Origin of the sequence: Actinoplanes sp. NPDC049668, assembly GCF_044465445.1 — a bacterium.
Taxonomy (GTDB): domain Bacteria; phylum Actinomycetota; class Actinomycetes; order Mycobacteriales; family Micromonosporaceae; genus Actinoplanes.
Genome location: NZ_JBITLR010000008.1, coordinates 49,244 through 71,082 on the forward strand (window position 1 = coordinate 49,244; position 21,839 = coordinate 71,082).

The window sequence follows — 21,839 nt, forward strand, 5'->3', positions numbered from 1 at the left end:
CGGGTCCGCGACCAGCCAACAAGGTCAGCCGCCAGACCGAGCTGCGGCCCGCCAACAAGACCGGCCCAGCACTGGCCGCGGCCGGCCAAAGCCCGGCGTTGCCTTCAGTGGGCCGACGAGGTCGGTCGCCAGTGGGGGTTGCGGCCGGCCAGGGCGACCGCCTGCTCCAGCAGGTCGGCCTCGTCGTCGACGTCCACGACCGGGCCGAACAGGCCGGGTGTGCCCTCACGGGGGCCCTGGGACAGGAACTCGATCAACTGCTCCAGGATCCGCGGATCCGCGGCATACTCCTGCCCGGTGGCCCGGGCCAGGTCCCACCCATGCATGATCAACTCGTTGATCGCGACCGTGCCCATCGCGGCGGCCGGCATGGTCACGCCGCCCGCCCGGGCCGTGCCCTCCCACGCCGCCGGCGACCGCCACGCGATCGCCAGGTCCTCGAGAACGACCGGGAGCCGGCTGCGCCAGTGCGGCGCCAGGTTGGCGGCCGACGGCTGGGGCGGCGGGGAGTCGGAGCCGGGCGCATCGGTCTTCTGCGCGGCCTGAGTGAACGCCCAGGAGAGCCCCGTCAGGTGATCGAGCAGGTCGCCGACCGTCCAGCCGGGGCAGGGTGTCGGGGAGCCTAGGTGGTCGTCGGTGACGCCCAGCAGCAGTGCCCGGATCTGGCGAACCGGTGGTGAGAAATCCAGGGGGACACGATCAGCCACGGCGATGCTCCCTTCTCGCGGAACACCCTCACCGTACGGCCGGGGTGCGACAATCGCCGGACTCCGAGTGGGTCTTCGCAGCGGGGGCGGAACCGGCAGACGCCACCCTCCAGGCGGCTGTCGTCTCCCGCCCACTCCGGCCTCTCCACGGCCACCGAGGCTCTTCGTGCTCCCCCAGGCCCTGCACGCTGACCGCAGCCACCCAGGCTCTCCGCGCCCACCGCAGCCACCCAGGCTCTCCGCGCCCACCGCAGCCACCCAGGCTCTGCACGCTCACCGCAGCCACCCAGGCTCTGCACGCTCACCGCAGCCACCGAGGCTCTTCGTGCTCCCCCAGGCCACCCAGGCTCTGCACGCTGACCGCAGCCACCCAGGCTCTGCACGCTCACCGCAGCCACCCAGGCTCTGCGGGTTCCCTGCCACGATCGCGCTCACCGCGCGACCGCCACGCTCCCTTCCCGGCCCACACTCACTGGGGCCGCTCGGGCGGATCAGGCCTGTGGTGGGGTGATCGCGGAGAGGGAGAGGGTCTGCTCGCCGGAGTCGTCGTCCTCCGGCTGGGCGGGGCCCATGCCCGGCGCGGGTGTCAGCGCGGCCGCGACCAACCGGCGCGCGATCTCCGGCGCGCCCGCCCAGTGCAGCCCGAGCTGCGACGCGTGCACCTGCCGCCACACGAAACCCTCCGGGTTCCCGCCCGCCCAGGTCCACGCCGGCACCTGCCCGGCGCGCGGCGCGACGACCGCCCGGTGCTGCTTGTACCCGGTGATCCGGGCGCCCGCCGGGGCCAGCGGGGAAGTCGCCGGCGCCGTCGCCTCGCGGTAGCCCGCGATCGTCACCCCCGCGGTCTGCGCCGACACGTCCAGTACCCCGCACATCGGGCGGCCGTCGAAGTCGCGGCCCAGCCACGGCAGGCCGACGCCCTCGGCGATGATCGGGCGGCCCTCGTGTGCCAGCTGGCTCACCGCCGCGCACAGCCGACGGTTCGCGGAGAGCTCCTCCGCGTAGCCCTCGGGCAGCGCGGCGCCGATCATCAGCGCCCGGGTGCCCACCGGCAGGGCCTCGTCGCGCAGCGGGTCCACGATCGCCACGTCCGCGCCGGCCGCGGTGAGCAGCTCCGCCGCCTCCACGTACGTGTAGACGGCTCCCGGCCCGCCGGCCAGCGCGACCACCGGCCGGTTCTCGGGTGGAACCGGGGGCTCGCCGGCGCCGTCGGCCAGAGCTTCGATCGGCGACCAGGCCTGGCCGGGCAGCGGCGGGGCCCCGTCGGCCAGCGCGAGGACCCGGTCGATGTCGAGCGCGCTCGCGACGGCCTCGCCGAGCCGGCGCACCGCGCGGACCGCCTCCACGCTGTGGTGCGCGACCGGTACCGAGCCCTGCGCGCGGGCCGGCAGGACGGCCGGGAGGTCGCCGCGGCGCAGTGCGCCCAGCACCGGCATGCCGATGTCGTCCAGCGCCGTCCGGAGCATCTCCTCGTGCCGCGGCGAGGCGACCCGGTTCAGGATGACGCCGCCGAGGTGCACCATCTCGTCGAACATCCGGAACCCGTGCACCAGCGCCGCCAGGGAGTGGCCCATCGCCGCCACGTCGACCACCAGGATCACCGGCGCGCGCAGGGCGGCGGCGACTGCGGCCGTACCGTCGATCTCGGGTTGTCCGGTCAGGCTGTCGAACAGGCCCATCGCGCCTTCGATGACCGCGACCTGCGATCCGGCCGCGCCGTGCGCGAAGAGCGGAGCGATTCGCTGCGCGCCGACCAGGCGCGGATCCAGGTTGCGACCCGGCCGGCCGGCCGCCAGGCCAAGGTAGGCGGCGTCGGTGTGGTCGGGGCCGACCTTGAATCCGGCGGCCGGCACACCCCGGGCGCTGCAGGCGGCGAGCAGGCCGACCGCGATAGCGGTCTTGCCATGCCCCGACGAGGGTGCGCTCACGACCACGCGCGAGTGGGCGGACATCATGGCTCCCTCGGGGATACGGAAATCAGCGGCAACGTGATATTGACGGCCGGACATCGCACCCTACCTGCCAGACGCGAGCCGCCGACGGGAGCCGGGTAGCCTCTGATCGTGTACCGGTTCCTGCTGACGCCCCGCTGGCTGGCCGGCGCGGCGCTCACCGTGGCCGCGTCGGTGGTCATGGTGATGCTCGGCAACTGGCAGCTGCACCGGTACCAGGAGCGCAGCGCGATCAATACCCGCATCGACGCGGCCGACTCCATCCCGGCGGTTCCGCTGACGTCCGTGCTGACCAGGCCGACCACGCCCGGCACGCCGGGCGCGGGGCCCGGCAAGGACGCGGCCTGGACGAAGGTCACCGTCACCGGACGCTACGACCCGGCGCACGAGATCCAGGCCCGCGGCCGTACGGTCGACGGCGCGGTGGGCTTCGAGATCGTCACGCCGCTGGTGCTGGCCGACGGCACCGCCGTCCTGGTCGACCGCGGCTGGGTACCGTCCGCGAACGGCGACGCCGTCTCGCCCCCCGTGGCATCGGCCCCGCCGACGGGCGAGGTCACCGTCGTCGGCCAGGTTCACCTGTCCGAGAGCCGCCCGGCGCCGATCGAGCACCGCAACGGCCGGATCGACACCCGGCGCATCGCGGTGCCCAAGCTGGCCAAGGAGCTGCCCTTCCCCGTGTACGGGGCGTACGTGCTGCTCAGCGACCCGGCACCGGGCTTCGAGCCCATCCCGATCGACCACGAGGACTCCTGGCAGAACGGCGGGTACGCGGTCCAGTGGTGGCTGTTCGCCGTGATGGCGCTGCTGGCGTACGGCTGGCAGGCCCGCAAGGAGGCGAACGGCGACGCACCGAAGCAGCGCGAGGACCGGGTCGCCGCCGCGGACCAGCGGCTGACGACCGTTCCCAGCACGCGCGCGCCCGACTAGGGTTTGTCGGGTGACCTTCCCGGACCCGACCGCGAGCGACCCGTGGAGCGTGCCGGCGCCGCCCCCGCCGGTGGACCCGATGATGGTGCCCGGCCCCGTGGTCATCCAGATCGGCGACATGGGCGTGACGTCGACGGTGGTGCACACGCCGGCGGGCGACATCCCACTGGCGGGCTCGACCTGGACCGTGAACGACTACTGGCACAGCGAGCAGAAGATCCCGACCTGGGCGATCGTCGCCGCGATCGTGGGCTTCTGCGTGCTGACGGTCTTCAGCCTGCTGTTCCTGCTGGTCAAGGTCACCATCCCGCGCGGAACCGTGCAGGTGACGGTCACCAACGCCACCCGCCAGTACGTCGCCCGCATCCCGGTGACGGACCCGTCCCAGGTGACGTACGTCCATCAGCAGGTCAACTACGTCCGATCCCTGGCCGCGCTGTAGGGCGACTCTCACAGCTCAATCGTGTCGTTGCGACCGCACGAGAGGCGCGGCCGGCACTTCGATCACGACGGCTGTGATCTCTTCCACTGCCCTGGTGGTGTGCTCCTCACCAGCGCGCCACAGCACCGCTTGCCCGGAGCTGACGTCTTCCCAGCCCGCACCGCCGGTCCGCACGGCACCGCGGCCTGCCGTGATCATCATCAGCTGATCCATCGGCGCCGGGTGATTGCCCACCTCACCACCCGCCGCGACGTGCAGCACCGTGACAGCGAACGCGTCCCCGCGTAAGACCGTCTGAGCGGTCACTCCCACGCTGCCATAGGCATCCACGGACCGCCCCGCCACGACATCGAACGACATGATCTCCACACTGGAACCCTAGGGCCACCGGCTGCCGCGGCATGTGCGGCGGCCCCCTGGCCGGCTCACGCATCTGGACTCGCGGCGCTCCCCTGGCCGGCTCACACGTCTGGACTCGCGGCGGCCCCCTGGCCGGCTCACACGTCTGGACTCGCGGCGGCCCCTGGCCGGCTCACACGTCCGGACTCGCCGGCATACCGAGGGCCTTGACCATGTCGATGGTGTCCGCCTCCTCCGCGCGCTTGTCGTCGCGATAGCGCAGCACTCGCGCGAATCGCAGCGCCACGCCTCCGGGGTAGCGCGGGGAGGTCTGCACGCCGTCGAAGGCGATCTCCACGACCTGTTCGGGCCGGACCGTGACCACCCAGCCGGAGTCGTCGATCGCCAGTTCCTTGAATCGCTCGGTCTGCCAGCGCAGCAGTTCGTCGGTGAGGCCCTTGAAGGTCTTGCCGAGCATGACGAACCCGCCGGTGTGCGAGTCCCTGGCACCGAGGTGCAGGTTGGACAGCCACCCCTGACGCCTGCCGTGGCCCCACTCGACGGCCAGCACGACCAGGTCGAGGGTGTGCCGGGGCTTGACCTTGACCCAGGCGGCACCGCGGCGGCCCACGTCGTAGGGCGCCTCCTGCGCCTTGACCACGATGCCCTCCTGGCCGGCGGCGAGGGCGGCCGCGAAGGCCTCGGCGGCCTGCTCCTCGGTCTCGACGGTGCGGCGGTCGACGATCAGGTCGGCGGGCAGTGCGTCGGCGAGGGCCGCCCAGCGCACCCGGCCGGGCTCGTCGAGCAGGTCGGTGCCGTCCAGGTGCAGAAGGTCGAAGAAGTAGGGAACCAGCGCCGGGCCCGCGCTCGGCCCGGCCGCGCCGCCGCGGCGGGCACCGCGGGTGGCCGCGCGGCTGGACGTCTCCTGGAACGGCCGGGGTCGTCCCAGCGCGTCGAGGGCCATCGCCTCGCCGTCGAGCACGATCTCCCGAGCCGGCAGCGCCCGGACGGCCGCGACGACGTCGGGCAGCCGGGACGTGATGTCGTCGAGGCTGCGCGTGAAGACGGCCACCTCGTCGCCGGAGCGGTGCACCTGAATGCGGATGCCGTCGAGCTTGACGTCGACGGTGGCCGGCGCCCCGGTCGCCAGCAGCGCGGCGCCGACGTCCGGGGCGCTGCCGGCCAGCATCGGGGTGAGCGGCGTGCCGACCCGCAGGCTGAAGTCGGCGAGCGCCGCCGACCCGCCGGTCAGCGCGGCGACGGCTACCTGCTTGAGGTCACCGGAGAGCAGGAGCGCCCGGCGGACCTCGGCGATGGGCACCTCGGCGGCCCGCGCGATGGCGTCGGCCAGCAGGCCTGCCTGCGCGCCCTGGCGGATCTCGCCGCTGAAGAGGCCGACCAGCAGCCGCTGCTCGTCGGCCGTCGCCCGGCCGAAGAGCCCGGCGAGCAGTTCGCGGCGACGGGCCTGCGAGCCGACCCCGGAGACCGCCGAGATCTCGGCGATCCGCGCGTCGACCTCGGCCACCGTGAGGCTGGCCTCGGCGGCCGGTGCGGGCCGGTCCCGGAGGCCGGCGTAGCCGACGCCGGTCTGCCGCTGTCGCAGCTCACCGGCAAGGTAGGCGGAACCTGCGGCCAGCTCGCCGGGGTCGAGGCGACGCAGCGCGGCGGCGAGCAGGTCGATCTTGGCCTTGCGGCCGGATGTCGCGGAGACGGCTGCCGAGGTGGCTGCCAGGTCGAGGAACTGCACGAACCCCATCCTGGCAGCCCCCTACGACATTCGCGGGCCGGCGACGACACGCTCCCCCGTGAAGCGGTCGGCACCGGCCCCGATCGGACCCAAGCTGGCCGAACCGGCCGGCCTACCCCGCCGAGGCCGGCCGGTTCGGCGGCTAAACGGCCCGCGCGGAGGCACGGGCAGTGGCCCGGACCGGCAATGGCCCGGACCCGCAGTGGCCCAGACCCGCAGTGGCCCAGACCGGCGCTGCGGGTGCCGCAGCAGCTGGCGCTCGCGAGGCTCGGCCTGTGCTGCGCCGGTGACGACGACGGGCCGAGCGAGCTGGAGCCGGGCGAACCCGGCGTGACGCGGCGGACAGTCGGAACGAGGGAGCCCCGGCTCGCGAGGCCAGGTCACCCAGGCAGGTTTGATTCTCGGAGCCGGGACCGGGCCGCGGCCGGTCCGGCTGTGGGACTGGCGCCGGGCGGATCGCGACGACGGGATCCGCCGGGCAGCAGAACCGGAAACAGGGCGCAGTCAGGCGGCGACCGGCTCCGCGACCCGGAAACCACGCGCGCGAACCGCGTCGGCGACACGGCTGACCTGCGCATCAAGCTGGCAGAGGGCGTCGGACAACTCGGCGAGCTTGTCGCTGAGGGCGGCCTCATCCCACCCGGAGACGTCGACGTCCCCCAGAGCACTGCCTGCGGCGCGAAGTGCCGCGATAGCGTCATTCGAACTCATGTTCGAATCCTAACAGGACTGATCTCTGCGCGCACCCGACTCGCCGCGCCCCTTGGCCGGTTGTTCCCGACGCCCGACGGCCCGACGCCCGGCAGCCCGACGCCCGGCAGCCCGACGGCCGACGCCCGGCAGCCCGGCAGCCCGGCGGCCCGGCAGTGCGCTGACGCGGCGGGCGCGGTGTGCGGCGGATGTGATGGCGGGTCAGCCCGGGCTAAGCGGTGGCGTCGGTCGGTCGTCGGCGCGCGATGAGCGGGATGATGGCGAGCGCGACGAGCCCGCCGCCCAGGGCGAGGGTCGCGTAGCTGGTGGCGGAGAGGATCATGCCGCTGGCGATGCCGCCGCCCGCCCCCGCGAGCGCGACGCACAGGTCGACGGCTCCCTGCGTTCCGGCCCGGGTCTGCAACGGCAGCGCGTCCGTGATCATGGCGGTGCCGGACACCAGGCCGAGGTTCCAGCCCAGGCCGAGCAGGGCAAGAGCCAGAGCAAGGACGGCGACCGAGTCGGTGGGCGCGCTCGCCGCGACCACACCGGCGACGAGAAGCGTCAGCCCGGATGCCACCGCGACGGGTACGCGGCCGACGCGGTCGACGAGCAGGCCGGTCAGCGGGGACGGCAGGTACATACCGGCGATGTGGACGGCGATGACGAGGCCGGTCGCGTGCAGGTCGTGGCCGTGTGCCCGCATGTGGATCGGGGTCATCGCCATGACGGCGACCATCACGAGCTGGGTGAGGACCATCGTGGTCGCCCCAGCCATGACGCCGGCGGACGGCTCGCTGCCAAGGGTTCGCTGCGGTCCGGCGATGGCAGCGACCGGCAGCTCGGCGGCAGCCGCAACCCGCGGCTCGGCGACAGCCGTGTCCGGCAGCTTGGCGACAGCCGTATCCGGCGGCTCGGCGGCGGCTATGCGGCGTGATATTTGCAGCGGGTCCGGGCGCAGCAGGGCGAACAGAACCGCGCCGGCGACGGCGTATGCGATCGCGGCGAGGCCGAACGGGCCGGCCAGGGCCGGGATGCCGGCCTGCCGGGCGACGTCGCCGGTGATGGCCACGAGGTTCGGGCCGGCGACCGCGCCGAGGGTGGTGGCGACGAGAACGGAGCTGACGGCGCGACCCCGGCGCTGCGGGCCGACGAGGTCGGCGCCGGCGTAGCGCGCCTGCAGGTTGGTGGCGGTACCCGCACCGTAGACGAGCAGGAACACCAGCAGCAGGGGGACGCTGTCGACGGCGGCGGCCAGCACCACTCCGGCGCCGCCGATCGCGCCGGCGGCGTACCCGGCGGTCAGACCGGCGCGGCGCCCGAGGCGTTGCGAGAGGCGGCCGACCAGCAGGGCGGCAGCGGCGGACCCGGCCGTGAACAGCGCCACCGGCAGTCCGGACAGGCTGCTGGTGCCCAGCATGTCCGCGGCCAGCAACGTGCCGACGGTGACCCCGGCGGCGAGCCCGGCACCGCCGAACACCTGGGAGGTCATGACGACGCGCAGGGTTCGGCGCTGCAGGGCCTCGCGGGCAGCCGGCGAGTCGGTGTACGCGTTGTTGGCCATGGGGTGACGGGTCCTTCCGGCGGATACGGCAGCGCACCTACGGGTGAGGGCGGTTCGTCAATGTCGAGGCGCGTTCATCCAAGCGCACCCGGGCGAGCAGCTCGGATGCGCCGGGCGTTGGCAGCGCCGACCCAGCCCTCGGCGCCAATGCCGCCGAGGTCGGCGACGATCCCGGCGAGCAAAGCACCCACCGCGCGGGCGCCCGCGGACTTCCAACAGCTCCTAGCGAGCAAGGCACCCACAGCGAAGCCACCACCGCAGGCTCCCCGCGAGCAAACACCCAGCGAAAGCCACCACCGCAGGCTCCCGGCGAGCAAACGCCCACAGCTGGGCCTTCACCCCACACCCGCAAACACCAACTCCCGGCGAGCAATGGCCCCCACCGCGAAGCCGCCGCCACCGCACAAACACCTGCCAGCCCGGCGGAGGCCGACGGCGGAATACGCCGGGGGCGGTGGCGCGGCCTGGAGGTCATGCGCGGTGGGGCGGCCGCGGGCGGTTATCGCGGCGGCATCGCGCGCCGGAATACCTCGGCCGCCGCCGCCGGCGTCGCCTGCGCCGCGACGAACCCGTCCGGCCTTACTAGGTAGAGCTGTCCCGGGATCAGCTTCGTCTGCGGCGCGGCGTCAAAAATGTGCACGGGCAGCCCCAGGTCCGGCGCGTCGGACTCGGTCAGTCCGCCGTACCCGTGAATCTGCCATTGCAGGGCGCGCAGCACCTCGAAGTTGCCTCCTGCCCACTGCAGCCGGCGGCCGACGACCGGGTCCGACTGTTCGTTCGGGGTCATTTCGTAGCGGATGCGGATCTGCGACACGTACTCGAAGAAGCGCGAGCCGCCCGCCGTGCGCGGCAGCGCCCGGACGCCGATCGACGCCAGGACCGGCACGGCCAACCGGCGTAGGACGCTCAGCGACGTCTTCTGCGAGGTGATGAAGCCGAACAGCCGGTCGGTCGTCGCCACCAGGGTCTTCGCGACCGGCCGGCGCTCGGCCTCGTAGCGGTCCAGCCAGGCGTCGGCGGCACGGCCGTGCACCACGTCGGCCAGTTTGAAGGCCAGGTTGTGGGCGTCCTGCAGGCCGGTGTTCATGCCCTGGCCGCCGACCGGGGAGTGCACGTGCGCCGCGTCGCCGGCGAGGAAGAACGGGCCGTCCCGGAAGCTGCCGGCGACCCGGTGGTGGACCTTGTAGGTGGCGAACCAGCGGGACTGCCCGTACGTCACCGAGAAGTCGCGGTCCATCCTGGTCCGGGCGTCGTCCTCGGCCAGCTTGCCGTCGGCGTCCTCGTCGCGGACCAGGCCGATCAGGCGCCAGTTGCCATGGCCGCGCATCGGGAAGCCGAGGACGAAGTCCGCCTTTCCGGGGCGCACGTTGATCGCGTCGTCGACCAGGCCGGCCACCTCGGTCGCGTCGATGACGTAGAACGTGTGCGGGCTGGTGACGCCGTCGAACGCGATGGCGCGCGACTTGCGTACCACCGAGTTGGCCCCGTCGGCGCCGACGCAGAAGCGGGCCGTGATCGTGGTGTCTCCGACGACCGCCTCGACGCCGTCCGGGCCGCCGGTCAGCTTGGTCACCGGCTCGCCCCAGCGGACCGAGCCGCCGAGCGCCTGCAGGTTCGCGTACAGGATCTGCTCGTTGCGGCTCTGCTCCAGGACCTCGATCCATGGGTACGGCGTGACGTCGCCGCCCAGCGGCCCGAGCGGAATCCGGCCGAAGACGCGGCGGCCGAAGCCCGGTGCGAGCGCCTCGGCCCGGTGCGCCGCATCGAGGACCGCGTCGGCGAGGCCGAGTTGGTCGTACACCTCGATGCTGCGCGCCTGGACCACCAACGCCCGCGATTCCCGGGTGGGTCCGTCCTTGCCGTCCACGACGATCACCCGGACGCCGAGCTTCACCAGCCAGTTCGCCAGCATCAGCCCGGTCGGCCCGGCACCGACCACGAGAACGTCGCAGCTCAGCTCGTCGGTCATGTCACTTGCCCAGCGCGCCCACGTTGCGCAGGAGCAGCGCCTCGGCGAGGCAGACCCGGGCGAACTCGCCGAGGTGCAGGCTCTCGTTGGGGCCGTGCGCGGCCGCGTAGGGGTCCTCGACGCCGGTCACCAGGATCGCCGCACCGGGGAAGAGCTCCTGGAACGTGGCGATGAACGGGATCGAGCCACCGACGCCCATGTCGACCGGGGCCACGCCGTCCCAGGCGTCGCGGAACGCGGACCGCGCGGCGTCGTAGGCCGGCCCGGTCGCGTCGATCACGCAGGGCGCTCCCCCGCTCTCCAGCGTCACCTCGACCTGGGCACCCCACGGCACGAACTTCTCGAGGTGGGCGCGGATCGCCGCGTACGCCGACTGCCAGTCGTCGCCGGGCGCCAGCCGCACGCTCAGCTTGGCCTTCGCCTTGGGCACCAGGGCGTTGGGTGCCCCGTCGGTCCGCGGGGCGTCGATGCCGAGCACCGCGACCGCCGGCTTGGACCAGATCCGGTCGGTGAGCCGGCCCTGGCCGATCAGCTTGACCCCGTCGAGGATCCCGGACTCGTGGCGGAAGCGGTCCTCCGGGTAGTCGACGGTGGCGTTCTCCCGGCCGATCAGGCCGTCGATGGCGACCTCGCCGTTCTCGTCGTGCAGGGTGGCGATGAGCCGCGCCAGGACGGTGAGCGCGTCCGGCACCGCGCCGCCGAACATGCCGCTGTGCACGGCCGCGCCGAGGGTGCTGACCTCGACGAAGCAGTTGACCAGGCCGCGCAGCGAGGTGGTCAGGGCCGGCACGCCGATGTCCCAGTTGCCGGAGTCCGCGATGACGATGACGTCGGAGCGCAGCGTGTCCCGGTGCTCGACGAGCAGCTCGTCGAGCGACTCGGAGCCGAACTCCTCCTCGCCCTCCACGAAGACCACGACGCCGACCGGCAGCCGGTCGCCGAACGCTCGCAGCGCCGCGACGTGCGCCATCACGCCGGCCTTGTCGTCGGCGGCGCCCCGGCCGTACAGGCGGCCGTCGCGCTCGACGGGCTCGAACGGGTCACTGGTCCACAGCGCGGGGTCGCCGGCCGGCTGCACGTCGTGGTGCGCGTAGAGCAGGACGGTCGGCGCGCCCGCGGGGGCGGTCTTGTGGCCGATGACCGCGGGCTGGCCCGAGCCGCGGACGATCTGCACCTCGAGGCCGCAGCCGCGCAGCAGCTCGGCGACGGCCTCGGCGGACCGCTCGACGTGCGAGTGGTCGAAGCCGTCGAATGCGATCCCGGGGATGCGGACCAGCCGCTCGAGGTCGGCACGGACACCGGGCAGCTCCCGCGTGATCGCGGCGCGCAGTTCGTCTTCTGTCAGGCTCATGAGGCGATCCTAGGCGGGATGGGCCGGGCGCCGGGGGCTCACCTCAAGGGCTGTGGATAGTCAGCTCTCCGGCGGCGCCGGAGGCGTCTCCCCCTCGCCGCCGCGGCCCCGGCCGGCCCAGCTGCGGGCGCCCCGGGCCGCGGATCCGGCCATGTCGGCGGCGCCGCCGCCGAGCTTGCGGAGCAGGCCGACGAGCGGGTCCTGTGAGGTGTTGAAGGTCTGCCGGTACGAGTCCGCGGCCGCCTTGACGTCCTCGGTGACCGAGGCGTTGCCGTCGGAGTCGCGGCGCGGATAGTCGCCCTCGAGGATCCGGCCGTAGTCCCCGGCGTCGATCCAGCGGCGCAGCTCGCTGGCCCGGGCGACCGGCACCGGGTGGGTGCTCCACGCGGTCATCCCCAGCTTGTGGATGCTGTCGCGGAGGTCGCCGCCGCCCTCGTACTCGGCGGCCTGCTCCAGGAACGCCGCCGTGTCGATCTGCGAGAGGTCGCCGCCGCCCGCGAGCTTCATCAGCAGGCGCAGCGAGGCGGCCGGGTCCTGGCCGGCGAGCAGGCCGGCCCGGTCGGCGGAGAGTTCGGCCTTGCGCCACCACTCGTACATCGCCACGATGATCGCCCGCAGCGTGATGGCGCCGACCGGCATCCAGGCCAGGCTCGCGGCCCAGCGGGTGAGGATCATCATGATCGTCTTGTAGACGGCGTGGCCGCTGCGCACGTGGCCGATCTCGTGGCCGAGCAGGGCGCGCAGCTCCTCGTCGTCGAGCTTCTCGACCGCCCCGGTGGTGATCACGATGAACGGCTTGTCCATGCCGATCGCCTGACCGTTGATCATCGGCGACTGTTCCACGTAGAGCTCGGGCAGCTCGGCCACGTCGAGCGTGGCGGCCGCCTCGGTGAAGCGCTGGTAGACCCGCGGGTACTGGCGGTGGTCGACGCGGATGGCACCGGCCAGGTACGAGAGCCGGAAGCCGCGCTCGTTCCACATGCCGAAGAACGCCTTCACGACGTCGTCGAAGCCGCGCAGCTCACGCAGGGCGGTAAGGGCGCCGCGGTCGGCGGGGTGTTCCCAGGCCCGGGAGCTGATGCCGGTCAGCGTGATCCGGCGCCGCGCCGGGCGGCTGTCGTCGGTCGTCGTCATCGTCCGTCCCCGTTCCGCCGCTCTCACGGCTGATCATGGTTCAGTCCGCCGGCGCCGGCCAGAGCCGAACGTAGCGATCGTCGGCACCCTCCGCCGCGCCGTCGACCAGAAGATCCACATGCGCCGCGGTCTCGTCCGACTCGAAGTGCTCGTCCTCGTTTGCGCGCCAGCGCTCAAGGTACGCCCGAAACGCAACATCGTCGCGCCCGTCACGGGCTATGGCACGTCGCCATCGCAACTGCGGCGGCGCGGTCACCAGTACGGAGTACGAAAGCTCCGGCCGGATCACCCGCCGCGCGGCGGTCACGCCCTCCAGCAGTACGGCCGGAGCGGGCTCGACGGTGACCGGGTCCGCGCCGAACGCCCCCCGGTGCCAGAGGTAGCGGCGATAGCTGGCGGGCCGGCCGTGCCGCAGCGGATCGAGCACCTGTTCCTCGAGCCGCTGCCAGAAGGTGAACTGGTCGTCCCAGCCGTCGAGCAGATCGTCGGTGTGCACGACGGGAATGTCGGCGACCTTGGCCAGCCGTCCGGCGAACCTGCTCTTGCCGGCCCCGCTGGGCCCGTCGACGGCCACCAGCCGCACGGGACCGAGCCTGGGCTCGGTGGCGAGTATCCGCTCGGCCAGGGCCGCATAGGTCTCGGCACTCATCCGGCGAGGGCTCCCGGGACGGCGGGTGCTCCCGGCGGGATGAACGGGAGGCCGTCCGGTGGCCCCGTTTCGATGAGTCGCCAGAGCGCATCCGTGTCGAGGTGCTCCTCCACCAGGTCGCCGAGCACGTCGAGCGCGCGTTCGCGTACCTGCGCGAACCGGGTGTCCGGCGCGACCACGAAGCCGGACCGGCCCGCCTGCCGGGCGGCCTCGGTCAGGAACCGGCGGCGGAACTCGTCCGACTCGAAGGCGCCATGCCAATGTGTGCCGCAGATCGCCCCGACGACCGCGCCCTCCGGTGCGCCGTCCGCGTACCGCAGCAGCGGCTCGGGGTCGCCCGCCGACACGTACCCGTGGTGGATCTCGTAGCCGCTGACCGGGACCTGCCCCCAGGCCGCGCCCCGCGACCGGGCCAGGGTCTTCCGCTCGCCGAACGTGATGTCGACCGGCAGCAGGCCGAGGCCGGCGACGGTGCCGCGGCGGCTCTCGACGTCGTCGTGGATGGTGCCGGCGAGCATCTGGAACCCGCCGCAGATCCCGAGGAGCGGCTTGCCCGCCGTGGCGTGCGCGCGGATCGTCTCGGCCAGGCCGGTCTCGCGCAGCCAGGCCAGGTCGCTGACCGTCGCCTTGGAACCGGGCAGCACGACCAGGTCGGCGTCGGCGATCTCGGCGGGCTCGATGGTCAGGCGGACCTGGACGCCCGGCTCGGTGGCGAGGGCCTCGGCGTCGGTGGCGTTGGAGATGCGCGGCAGGCGGACCACCGCGACCCGCAGCCACTCGGTGCCGCGCGGCGCGGCGGGCCGGCCGAGCACCCGCCCGTACGCCAGGGAGTCCTCGGCGTCCAGCCACACGTCCAGGTTGAACGGCAGCACGCCGTGCACGGGCCGCCCGGTGGCAGCGGTGATCATGTCGAGCCCCGGTCGCAGCAGGCCCGCGTCGCCACGGAACTTGTTGATGACGAACCCGCTGACCAACGCCTGATCCTCGGCGCTGAGCAGCGCGACCGTGCCGAACAAGGCGGCGAAGACCCCGCCGCGGTCGATGTCGCCGACCACGATCGCCGGCAGCCCCGCGTGCCGGGCCAGGCCCATGTTGACGAAGTCGCCGTCCCGCAGGTTGATCTCGGCCGGGCTGCCGGCGCCCTCGCAGATCACCGCGTCGAACTCGGCGCGCAACTCCGCCAACGTCGCGTGCGCGGCCTCGGCGAGCCGCGGCCGCAGAGAGCGATAGTTGCCCGCCGTCACGGTGTCGACGGCCTGGCCGAGCAGCACGACCTGGCTGGAGTAGTCGCTGCCGGGCTTGAGCAGCACCGGGTTGAAGCGGATGTCCGGCGCGATCCCGCACGCGGCGGCCTGCATGGCCTGTGCGCGCCCGATCTCGCCGCCGCGCCCGTCGGCGCCGACCACGACGACGGAGTTGTTGGACATGTTCTGCGCCTTGAACGGCGCGACCTTGACGCCGCGGCGGTGCAGCCACCGGCAGATCCCGGCGGTGAGCACGCTCTTGCCCGCGTCCGAAGTGGTCCCCGCGACCAGCAGCCCCCCGCTCATGCCATCGCCTCCGCCGGCGCCACGGCGATGACATTCGTCGGGCGCAGCGTTGATGATTCGCTCGCAGGCTCGCTCATCGGCGCACCAGCCCGGACCGGAGCAGCGCGACGCCCGCGGCAAGCGCCACGGCGCCGACGCCGACGGCGCCGGAGATCCGGGCCGCGCGGCGCAGATCGCCGGCGGACGGCCGCGGCCCGTCACCCAGCAACGGCCGGGTCTCGGTACGTCCGAAGTAGACGTTGCGCCCACCCAGCCGTACGCCGAGCGCGCCGGCCATCGCGGACTCGCACTGCCCGGCGTTCGGACTGGGGTGATCGTTGCGGTCCCGCCGCCACACCCGGAGGGCCTCCGCGCTCTCGCCCCGCGCCACCGGTGCGGCGGCAATCGTGAGCAGCCCGGTGAGCCGGGCCGGCAGCAGGTTGAGCGCGTCATCGAGGCGCGCCGACGGGGTGCCGAACCGGGCGTACCGCGCAGACCGGTGCCCGACCATCGCGTCGAGCGTGTTGGCGGCCCGGTAGCCGAGCAGCCCGGGCAGGCCGAGCAGCCCACCCCAGAGCAGCGGCGCGACGACCGCGTCGGAGGTGTTCTCGGCGACCGATTCCACGGTGGCGCGGGCGAGTTCGGGCTCGTCGAGGGCCGCGGGGTCGCGGCCGCAGAGGTGGCTGAGCCGCCCACGCGCGGCGGGCAGGTCGGCACGCTCCAGGTGCCCGGCCATCACGGCGGACTCGCGGCGCAGCGTGCGCCCGCCCAGGACGGTCCAGGTCGCTGCGGCGACCAGCACGGCCCGGGCCACGGGCCGCCGCCGGGTAAGCGCGGCGGCGGCGATCCCGGCCGCGACCGGAACACCGACCGCGACGGCGGTGAAAGCGGCCCCGGCGCGGCGCTTCGGCGCATAGAGGCGACGCTCCAACTCGCCGGCGGCCCGGCCGAAGCCGGCCACCGGGTGCAGGCGCCGGGGGTCACCGAGCACCGCGTCCAGGGCATAGCCCGCGAGCAGCCCGACGGCATCGGCAGCGCCGGCGCCCGGTTTCAGGATCCGCATTCGCCCAGTTCCTCCCACTCGCCCACCCTAGTAAGCCCATCCCTCAGCCATCCGCTCCACCCACACTTCTCCCCTCTCCTGGCACCGCACCGCATACCGACCGCCATCCCGGCGACCGGCTCTGGGCACTGCCCACACACAAGCCGACGCCTGGGCCCGGGCACCGCAGACACATGTCAGCCGATACCCGGCGGCCGACCAGGCTCGGCACCGCGCCGAGTGCCGACCAACACCGCCCCGTAGCAAGCACCGGCCGCACCCGGCGCTGCCCAGTCCCTCCATGCCTATGGCGGCCGGCGCCGCGCCGCGTGCTCGGCTGGCACGCCCGCCGGCCGGTTCAGCAGTGCGGCGCGTGCCGGCCGCCGCCCCGGCGACTGGGGCGGCGGCCGGCCGATGCCGCCCGGCCCGCGTTGGCGCGGTTCCGCCGTGCTGGGCGGATGCGCCTCCGGGCGGGTTTCGGGGAGCGCCCCGGGGCGCGGGCCGGGCGGCCCGGATGGCGGGTGGGTGCCGACCACCGAACACCCACCCGCCGGGCCGGTCGTTCTCGGCGCTAACCCCGGGGCGCCGGATCGACCGGGTATGCGAGCGGCGGCGGAGGACGGGGAGACTCTCCGCCGCCGCGGTTCAGGGCCCGGCCGCCGTCGAACGGCGACGGCCGGGCCGCCGGCGGCGGCGAGCGCCGCGCGGCAGGGGGATGGGCGAGCGGTGCCCGTCAACCGGGCACCCACCCGCCGGGCCGATGGACCTCGCGCTGGCCCCCGGCGAGGCCCATCGGCCGGCCGGCCCTCGGCCATCCACACCCACAACGGTGCGCACCGCCCGAACTCCCACGCAATGGCGGCCGCGGAGGACGGCGCCAGGCGACGGTTGTCGGCCGGATGGATGGAAGGGAGGGCCGGTCCGGCGCCGCCGCTGCGGAACCCACGGGGGATGCCGGTCCCGCAGCGGCGGCAGCTCAGCAGACCTCAGGCGGGCACAGGCTGCCGCCGACTGCTGCGGGCACGACCGGCCCGCCGCCCGCCGCCCTCGCCCGCAGTCTCCGCCTCGAGCTCATCGGAGCCTCTCGACGGCCCGGGCGCCCCCGAGCCGCCGACCTCGCCCGAAGAACCGGGCTCATCCGAAGACCCGGGCACACCCGGAGAGCCGGGCACACCCGGAGAGCCGGGCTCACCCGAGGATCTGGGCACATCTGAGGACCCGGGCACACCCGAAGAGCTGGGCTCACCCGAGGAACTGGGCACATCTGAGGACCCGGGCACACCCGGAGAGCCGGGCTCGCCCGAGGAACTGGGCACATCTGAGGACCTGGGCTCGTCCATCGGCGGGACCGTCATGTCGATATCGAACGGCTCGAGGCTGCCGCCGCGCAGGGCCAGCCCCGCGGGGACGTCCTCGAACGTCGGCTCGTCGCCGTCGAGGACGCCCTCTCCGTACACGGTCGGGGCCTCCTCGTCGGAGACTGGCTCCGCGGCCTCGCCGCGAACCTGGCCCTCGGCCTCCGCCGTCTCCACCGTGCTCGTCGCGGCGGCCGGCTTGTTGCGCAGGAAACGGCCGCGGCCGCGGGCCAGGTCGTGGCCGACCGACACCGCCTCCATCTCGTACGTGGTGCGCAGGTTGCCGTCGGCGTCGGTCCAGTCGCGGGTGAAGAGGCGACCCGCCACGACGACCGGGTCGCCGACCGTCACCGAGGACGCCACGCCCTCGGCGAGGCGGCGCCAGCAGTTGACCCGTACGCGGAATTGGTTGCCGTCCACCCAGCGGCCGCTCTCCCGATCCAGCCGCCGCGCGGTCGACGCCACCCGGAAGTTGGCGACCAGCGCGTTGGTGCTGGTGGTGCGGCGCCACTCCGGCGCGGTGAGGACATTTCCGACGACTACCACGTTTGTCTCGAACACTGCTTCTCCTTCGACGTGGGGAATCTGGGAAGCAGCGTGCATCGAACGCCCGGATGTCCGCTTCGAAAGCCCTTCCGGCCTGTGGACAACGGCAGAATGTGGATAACCACTCAAGATCGGTCGGCTCTGGTATAGCGCCAAGAACCCTACGCGTGGGTAACCTAACGGCGTGGAGACCGACGTCCTGGGCCTGCCGTACGAGCGACACACCATCGACCTGGGCACCGACGACGAGGGCGCCGTCATCGCGACCCTCGTCCGCCGCCGCGGGGACACCCCGTCGCGCCGCGCGGTGCTCTACGTGCACGGATTCGTGGATTACTTCTTCCAGACCCACCTGGCCGACTTCTTCGTCGAACGGGGCTGGGACTTCTACGCGCTCGACCTACGCAAGTACGGCCGCAGCCTGCTCGAGCACCAGACGCCCAACTTCTGCCGCAGCCTCACCGACTACTACCCGGAACTGGACGAGGCGGTCCGGATCATCCGCGAGGTGGACGGCCACGACCAGCTGCTGGTCGCCGGCCACTCCACCGGCGGCCTGGTCACGTCGCTCTGGGCGCACTCCCGCAGCGGACAGGGCCTCGTCGACGGACTGTTCCTGAACAGCCCGTTCTTCGACTTCAACGTGCCGTGGCTGCTACGCAGGCCACTGATGAAGATCGTCGGCCGGGCCGGCCGCAGGCCTTACCGGGCGGTGCCCGTCCCCACCCTCGGCCTGTACGGCCAGAGTCTGCACAGCGATTACCGTGGCGAGTGGACGTACGACCTCGCGTGGAAGCCACTGAACGGCTTTCCCGTGCGTACGGGATGGCTTGAAGCGATCCGGCGCGGCCAGGCCCGCCTGCGCGCCGGGCTGGCCATCGACGCACCTGTGCTCGTAGCCTGCTCCACCCGGACCTTCCGCGGCCGCGACTGGACCGAGGATGTCCGGGTCTCCGACGCGGTCCTGGACGTGGAACACATCGTGCGCTGGGCGCCGCGCCTCGGACCACGGGTGATGATCGCCCGATTCGACGGCGGCCTGCACGACCTCACGCTCTCCGGCAAGGACGTCCGCACGGAGGTCTTCCGCGAGCTGGGCAGATGGGTGGACGCGTTCGTACCGCCGCAGGGCACGCCGGAGGTCTCGGTACCGCCCGCCCCGGAGGACAAAGCGGGCGCGACGACTCACTGACATCCCGCTCGACCGGGCGGCGGCGAAACTCTAGTATGTGCAGGCCAGCCCAGCCTGTGGGCCGGCCAGGCGCTCGTAGCTCAGCGGATAGAGCAACGGACTTCTAATCCGTCGGTCGCAGGTTCGAATCCTGCCGGGCGCGCCCAACTCAGAGGCCTGATCAGCGATCTTTACCAGGGCCGCATGGTGCGACTCGTGGAGCAGGCGCCGGTCGCGTCGCCCGAGTGCGGCGACGCCGCAGCGCGGCCGTGGCCGCCGTTATGGGACAGCGGGCGGAGCACCCCGGCCGCTATGGTGTCGCCTCTGATCTTGTGCGAGGAGAGCGACGTTGACCGATAATTCCAGGGGTACGGGCGAGCCTGACGAGCCGTCAACCCCAGACGGTGTGCCCGCACCATCACGGGACGGGGACCGGTCGGCCGAGCCCGCCGCGCCCCCGCCGGGCGGCGTCCCCACCTCCCCGCCCTACGGACCCGGCAGCGCGCCCCCGGGAGACCCCACGCAGCCCCACCTCCCGGCTCCGCCCGGATCCTGGGAACCGCCGGGTTATTCCGCGCCGCCCGCCGGGTACGTGCCACCTCCCGGTTACCCCGCGCCGCCGCCCGGGTACGGGCCACCTCCCGGTTACTACGCGCCGCCGCCCGGGTACGGCGTTCCGCCGGGTTACCCGATTCCGCCCGGGTACCAGACCGGGGTGACCGACCCGCTGGTCAGCCCCGACTTCGCCGGCTGGTGGAGCCGTAGCTTCGCGCTGTTGAAGGCCGTCTGGCAGCCGGTGGCGCTGATTCAGCTGATCTGGGTGATCCCGGTGCTGATCGTGATGGTCGCGGTCCAACTCTCCTTCATGGACCAGCTCAATGCCGCCACCGCCTCCGCCCAGAGCGGCGTACCCGGCGACATCGACCTGGGCGAACTCTTCCTCCCGTTCCTGGTGCTGATCCCGGTGGCGCTCGTCGCCGGGCTGGCCGGCCTGGTGGTGAGTGGGGCGGCCTACCAGCTCATGATCCAGAAGGTGACCGGGCAGCCGGTGTCGATCGGCGCCGCGCTGATGGCCAGCCTGCGTCGTGTTCCGGCGATGCTCGGCTGGGGAATCCTCGCCGGCTTCGCGGTGGTGCTCGGGTTCATCTTCTGCATCCTGCCGGGCGTCTACATCGCCGCGGTGGTGTCGATTCTGACGGCCGTCGTCATGGTGGAACGCGGCGTCGGCATCGGCCGCTGCTTCCAGCTGTTCCACGCCGACCTCGGCACGTCGGTCTCCCGCATCGCGACCATCGCCGGCCTCGGATTCGGTGTCAACGTCGCCTCGTCGATCGTCTCGGCCATCTTCGCCGCGATCTTCGGCGGCGCCGGCGGGTTCGCCGCGCAGGGTCAGATGACCGTCGCCTCGATCATCGCGGAAGCGGTGGTGACCTCCCTCTTCTCGGTGGTCGCCGGAACGCTTTTCCCGCCGCTGCTGCTCACCGCGTACGCCGACATGCGTGCCCGCACCGAGCCGTTCTCCACCGCATTTCTGATGCCGACCGCCACCACGGCGCCGACGAATCCCACCTGGTAAACCATGATCCACCGGCGGCCACCCGGACGACACGGCGGCCGCCGGTGGACAAGAGCAACTGACCGATTCAGTTTCGGAAGCCCTTGAACGCGTCCGAAATGATCATTCGGAGCAACGTCGTGCTGCCGTCGATCTGGTATCCGCCCCGCTCCCGTGCCGCGTCTGCGTTGATCTTCGACGCCCGCAGGAACAGCGGCATCGTGAAAATGAAGGCAATCACGAGGATGAAGAGCAGCGCCGCCGCGATCCTGCCGACCACCTGCACCTGCACCTCCAGGGCCATCAGCCCGGTGGCGGCCAGGGCAAGCAGGAAGGCGCCGGCGACGATCCGCAGGGACCGCACCCCGGTGCGGTAGTAGTCCCAGCCGCGCAGATCCTCCGATGACATGTCGATCAGCCTAACCACCACAGGCCCCGATGCTTGTTCCGCCAGGCTCGACCGACCCGGACACCGTCCACAGTCGACCAGCGCCTGATCGGTCAGGAGGCGGCCCGGGCTTTGACCGCGGCGCCCTCGATGACCACCTCGAGGCAGTCCCGGAACAGGTCGTCCACGGTGCGGCCGGGTTGGAAGTACTCGGCGATGGCGGTGACCGCGGTCGGGTGCCGCTCGGCGAACGCGGCCATGTCGAAGTTCTTCAGCGCCTCCGCGTCCGGGCGCGGTGCCTGCTCTTCGAGGACGTGGCCGACCGTGAAGCGCTCGACGGTCAGGACGATCACGCGGGCCTCCCGCAACGGGATGCCGCGCGCCACCAGGGTGCTCATGGCCAGTTCGGAGATCGCCGCCATGGTGACGGAGAGCTGGGAGGTGGAGACGACCCGGGCGCCGTCCGGATGGGCGAGCAGCGCGCGGCGCAGCCGCTCCGCCAGGCCGGTCAACCAGTCCTGCCAGTGTTGGTCCGGCTCGGGCGGTGACATGTCGCCGAACTCCTGGTCGAGTATCGCGTCGGCGATCGCGGTGACCAGGGCCGCCTTGTTGGGCAGGTGCCAGTAGAGGGTCGGCGACTGCACGCCGAGCCGCGCGGCGAGTTTGCGGGTCGTCACACCGTCGAGACCGTCGGCGTCCAGCAGGGCGACGGCCTCGGCGACGATCCGCTGTCGATCCAGCGCCAATTCGGTACCTCCCGGCGGCACTCTATCAGTGCT

At 72.9% G+C, this 21,839-nt stretch carries 19 protein-coding genes and 1 tRNA gene; 5 read left to right on the forward strand and 15 right to left on the reverse strand.

What is annotated here, in order from left to right; genetic code table 11:
* Positions 1 to 104: 104 nt before the first annotated feature.
* Entirely contained in the window at positions 105 to 707 is a 603-nt protein-coding gene (locus ACIBSW_RS31145; protein ID WP_354719693.1) for a TIGR03086 family metal-binding protein, read from the reverse strand.
* Between the two features lie 491 nt (positions 708 to 1,198).
* Complete coding sequence (locus tag ACIBSW_RS31150; protein ID WP_354719691.1) at positions 1,199 to 2,659, reverse strand: cobyrinate a,c-diamide synthase; 1,461 nt, start codon at positions 2,657 to 2,659, stop codon at positions 1,199 to 1,201.
* A gap of 105 nt (positions 2,660 to 2,764) precedes the next feature.
* Here ACIBSW_RS31150 and ACIBSW_RS31155 point away from each other — a divergent pair, with 105 nt between their 5' ends.
* Together ACIBSW_RS31155 and ACIBSW_RS31160 are read left to right on the forward strand one after the other, a co-directional pair.
* Positions 2,765 to 3,589: an SURF1 family protein gene (locus tag ACIBSW_RS31155; protein WP_404799532.1), complete on the forward strand. Its 825-nt coding sequence runs from the start codon at positions 2,765 to 2,767 to the stop codon at positions 3,587 to 3,589.
* Between the two features lie 10 nt (positions 3,590 to 3,599).
* Positions 3,600 to 4,031: a hypothetical protein gene (locus ACIBSW_RS31160; RefSeq protein WP_354719688.1), complete on the forward strand. Its 432-nt coding sequence runs from the start codon at positions 3,600 to 3,602 to the stop codon at positions 4,029 to 4,031.
* A gap of 15 nt (positions 4,032 to 4,046) precedes the next feature.
* Here the strand turns inward: ACIBSW_RS31160 and ACIBSW_RS31165 are convergent, their stop codons facing one another.
* The 11 genes from ACIBSW_RS31165 to ACIBSW_RS31215 form a co-directional block, all read right to left on the reverse strand.
* Entirely contained in the window at positions 4,047 to 4,391 is a 345-nt protein-coding gene (locus tag ACIBSW_RS31165; RefSeq protein ID WP_354719774.1) for a cupin domain-containing protein, read from the reverse strand.
* A 172-nt stretch (positions 4,392 to 4,563) separates the two neighbouring features.
* Positions 4,564 to 6,126 carry an ATP-dependent DNA ligase gene (locus ACIBSW_RS31170; RefSeq protein WP_354719686.1) on the reverse strand — a complete coding sequence of 521 codons (1,563 nt, stop codon included), beginning with the start codon at positions 6,124 to 6,126 and terminating at the stop codon, positions 4,564 to 4,566.
* Between the two features lie 495 nt (positions 6,127 to 6,621).
* Positions 6,622 to 6,828, reverse strand: coding sequence for a hypothetical protein (locus tag ACIBSW_RS31175; protein ID WP_354719685.1), 207 nt, complete (start codon positions 6,826 to 6,828; stop codon positions 6,622 to 6,624).
* Positions 6,829 to 7,039: 211 nt separating this feature from the next.
* Positions 7,040 to 8,371, reverse strand: a complete 1,332-nt coding sequence (locus tag ACIBSW_RS31180; RefSeq protein ID WP_354719683.1) for an MFS transporter — start codon at positions 8,369 to 8,371, stop codon at positions 7,040 to 7,042.
* A gap of 499 nt (positions 8,372 to 8,870) precedes the next feature.
* Positions 8,871 to 10,340, reverse strand: a complete 1,470-nt coding sequence (locus ACIBSW_RS31185; protein WP_354719681.1) for an FAD-dependent monooxygenase — start codon at positions 10,338 to 10,340, stop codon at positions 8,871 to 8,873.
* A 1-nt stretch (position 10,341) separates the two neighbouring features.
* A complete protein-coding gene (locus ACIBSW_RS31190; protein WP_354719679.1) occupies positions 10,342 to 11,691 on the reverse strand; it encodes a dipeptidase in 1,350 nt (449 codons plus the stop codon).
* A 60-nt stretch (positions 11,692 to 11,751) separates the two neighbouring features.
* Positions 11,752 to 12,825, reverse strand: a complete 1,074-nt coding sequence (locus ACIBSW_RS31195; protein WP_354719677.1) for a M48 family metallopeptidase — start codon at positions 12,823 to 12,825, stop codon at positions 11,752 to 11,754.
* Between the two features lie 40 nt (positions 12,826 to 12,865).
* Positions 12,866 to 13,474: a hypothetical protein gene (locus ACIBSW_RS31200; RefSeq protein WP_354719675.1), complete on the reverse strand. Its 609-nt coding sequence runs from the start codon at positions 13,472 to 13,474 to the stop codon at positions 12,866 to 12,868.
* Positions 13,471 to 15,024, reverse strand: coding sequence for a cobyric acid synthase (locus ACIBSW_RS31205; RefSeq protein ID WP_354719673.1), 1,554 nt, complete (start codon positions 15,022 to 15,024; stop codon positions 13,471 to 13,473). The genes ACIBSW_RS31200 and ACIBSW_RS31205 overlap by 4 nt, the downstream gene beginning before the upstream one ends.
* A gap of 73 nt (positions 15,025 to 15,097) precedes the next feature.
* Positions 15,098 to 16,066, reverse strand: coding sequence for a cobalamin biosynthesis protein (locus ACIBSW_RS31210; RefSeq protein ID WP_354719671.1), 969 nt, complete (start codon positions 16,064 to 16,066; stop codon positions 15,098 to 15,100).
* 965 nt (positions 16,067 to 17,031) lie between these two features.
* Positions 17,032 to 17,961 (reverse strand): single-stranded DNA-binding protein, encoded by a 930-nt coding sequence (locus ACIBSW_RS31215; protein ID WP_354719669.1) that lies wholly within the window; start codon positions 17,959 to 17,961, stop codon positions 17,032 to 17,034.
* Positions 17,962 to 18,130: 169 nt separating this feature from the next.
* Between ACIBSW_RS31215 and ACIBSW_RS31220 the strand changes: the two genes are divergently transcribed.
* The 3 genes from ACIBSW_RS31220 (at position 18,131) to ACIBSW_RS31230 (ending at position 20,693) form a co-directional block, all read left to right on the forward strand.
* Positions 18,131 to 19,138, forward strand: a complete 1,008-nt coding sequence (locus tag ACIBSW_RS31220) for an alpha/beta hydrolase (protein ID WP_354719667.1) — start codon at positions 18,131 to 18,133, stop codon at positions 19,136 to 19,138.
* Positions 19,139 to 19,207: 69 nt separating this feature from the next.
* Positions 19,208 to 19,280, forward strand: a tRNA-Arg gene (locus tag ACIBSW_RS31225).
* A 552-nt stretch (positions 19,281 to 19,832) separates the two neighbouring features.
* Complete coding sequence (locus ACIBSW_RS31230) at positions 19,833 to 20,693, forward strand: hypothetical protein (RefSeq protein ID WP_354719665.1); 861 nt, start codon at positions 19,833 to 19,835, stop codon at positions 20,691 to 20,693.
* 67 nt (positions 20,694 to 20,760) lie between these two features.
* Here ACIBSW_RS31230 and ACIBSW_RS31235 read toward each other — a convergent pair whose 3' ends face one another.
* Together ACIBSW_RS31235 and ACIBSW_RS31240 are read right to left on the reverse strand one after the other, a co-directional pair.
* On the reverse strand, positions 20,761 to 21,081 hold the full coding sequence (locus tag ACIBSW_RS31235; RefSeq protein ID WP_354719663.1) for a hypothetical protein: 321 nt from the start codon (positions 21,079 to 21,081) through the stop codon (positions 20,761 to 20,763).
* Positions 21,082 to 21,173: 92 nt separating this feature from the next.
* Positions 21,174 to 21,806 carry a TetR/AcrR family transcriptional regulator C-terminal domain-containing protein gene (locus ACIBSW_RS31240; protein ID WP_354719662.1) on the reverse strand — a complete coding sequence of 211 codons (633 nt, stop codon included), beginning with the start codon at positions 21,804 to 21,806 and terminating at the stop codon, positions 21,174 to 21,176.
* Positions 21,807 to 21,839: the final 33 nt, after the last annotated feature.

Coding starts and splice junctions, on each gene's coding strand:
- ACIBSW_RS31180 (WP_354719683.1), bottom strand. CDS start 8,371: ATGGCCAACAACGCGTACACCGACTCGCCGGCTGCCCGCGAGGCCCTG.
- ACIBSW_RS31170 (WP_354719686.1), bottom strand. CDS start 6,126: ATGGGGTTCGTGCAGTTCCTCGACCTGGCAGCCACCTCGGCAGCCGTC.
- ACIBSW_RS31235 (WP_354719663.1), bottom strand. CDS start 21,081: ATGTCATCGGAGGATCTGCGCGGCTGGGACTACTACCGCACCGGGGTG.
- ACIBSW_RS31185 (WP_354719681.1), bottom strand. CDS start 10,340: ATGACCGACGAGCTGAGCTGCGACGTTCTCGTGGTCGGTGCCGGGCCG.
- ACIBSW_RS31150 (WP_354719691.1), bottom strand. CDS start 2,659: ATGTCCGCCCACTCGCGCGTGGTCGTGAGCGCACCCTCGTCGGGGCAT.
- ACIBSW_RS31205 (WP_354719673.1), bottom strand. CDS start 15,024: ATGAGCGGGGGGCTGCTGGTCGCGGGGACCACTTCGGACGCGGGCAAG.
- ACIBSW_RS31165 (WP_354719774.1), bottom strand. CDS start 4,391: ATGTCGTTCGATGTCGTGGCGGGGCGGTCCGTGGATGCCTATGGCAGC.
- ACIBSW_RS31200 (WP_354719675.1), bottom strand. CDS start 13,474: ATGAGTGCCGAGACCTATGCGGCCCTGGCCGAGCGGATACTCGCCACC.
- ACIBSW_RS31190 (WP_354719679.1), bottom strand. CDS start 11,691: ATGAGCCTGACAGAAGACGAACTGCGCGCCGCGATCACGCGGGAGCTG.
- ACIBSW_RS31175 (WP_354719685.1), bottom strand. CDS start 6,828: ATGAGTTCGAATGACGCTATCGCGGCACTTCGCGCCGCAGGCAGTGCT.
- ACIBSW_RS31210 (WP_354719671.1), bottom strand. CDS start 16,066: ATGCGGATCCTGAAACCGGGCGCCGGCGCTGCCGATGCCGTCGGGCTG.
- ACIBSW_RS31195 (WP_354719677.1), bottom strand. CDS start 12,825: ATGACGACGACCGACGACAGCCGCCCGGCGCGGCGCCGGATCACGCTG.